At 43.6% G+C, this 1,181-nt stretch carries 1 pseudogene; it reads left to right on the top strand.

The features are described from left to right. The first annotated feature begins 83 nt into the window (after window positions 1–83). Window positions 84–1,123, top strand: a pseudogene (locus tag GOU96_RS17645) (IS481-like element ISVvu4 family transposase). The last annotated feature ends 58 nt before the right edge of the window (window positions 1,124–1,181 follow it).

The raw sequence follows: 1,181 nt of genomic DNA, 5'->3' as shown, positions 1-1,181 counted from the left end.
CACTTCAATTTGAAAAGAAGAGAGTTACCCACTTTGATTAAAGGTGCTTAATCACTAATCAAAGACAAAAAGAGGTAACTCTCATGCTTCATACTAGCAATCCAATTATCAAACACAAAGCGGGCCTTCTCAATCTTGCAGAAGAACTCGGTAATGTATCTAGAGCCTGTAAGGTTATGGGGGTATCAAGAGATACTTTCTACCGTTATCAAGAGTTGGTTGAGACGGGGGTATTGATGCTCTGATTAACCGTAGCCGAAGAGCACCGAATTTGAAGAACCGTGTTGATAGTGAAACTGAGCAAGCCGTTATCAAATACGCCATCGACTTCCCAGCTCATGGACAAGTTAGAACGAGTAATGAATTACGTAAATTGGGAGTGTTTATCTCTCCAAGTGGCGTACGCTCAATCTGGCTTCGTAATGACCTAGAGAACTTCAAGAAACGTCTTATCGCACTGGAGAAACAGGTCGCAGAGAACGGTATTATCCTAACGGACGAGCAAGTTGCGGCTCTTGAGCGTAAGAAGCACGATGATGAGGCTTGTGGTGAGATAGAAACAGCGCATCCAGGTTATCTCGGCTCTCAAGACACATTCTATGTTGGCAACTTGAAAGGTGTTGGGCGCATCTATCAACAAACCTTCGTTGATACCTACAGTAAAGTCGCCTTTGCCAAGCTCTACACAACGAAAACACCAATCACCGCAGCGGATATATTGAATGATAAGGTTCTACCGTTCTTTGAGGCGCATGAACTGCCAATGCTGCGAATCTTGACTGACCGAGGCACTGAATACTGTGGTCGTGTTGAACAGCACGATTACCAGCTCTACCTAGCTATTAATGATATCGACCACACGAAAACTAAAGCGATGTCACCACAAACAAATGGTATCTGCGAGCGCTTCCACAAGACCATATTGAATGAGTTCTACCAAGTGACATTCAGAAAGAAACTATATGGTTCTATCGAAGAGTTGCAGAAAGATCTGGACGAATGGATGGACTACTACAACAATCACCGTACTCATCAAGGAAAAATGTGCTGTGGCAGAACGCCGATAGAAACATTAGAGGATGGGAAATCAATCTGGGCTGAAAAGAATCTAGCCCAGATATAATCTGACAGGCACCAAGTCGAAAAGTGGGTAACTGTCAGATCAGGTCTGAATTAGTACA

The sequence above is a fragment of the Vibrio sp. R-1 genome, from assembly GCF_035615595.1.
Classification (GTDB): Bacteria; Pseudomonadota; Gammaproteobacteria; order Enterobacterales; family Vibrionaceae; genus Vibrio; species Vibrio cholerae.
The sequence above is the reverse complement of the archived record's forward strand: the minus strand, read 5'-3'. Positions and strand labels throughout refer to the sequence as shown.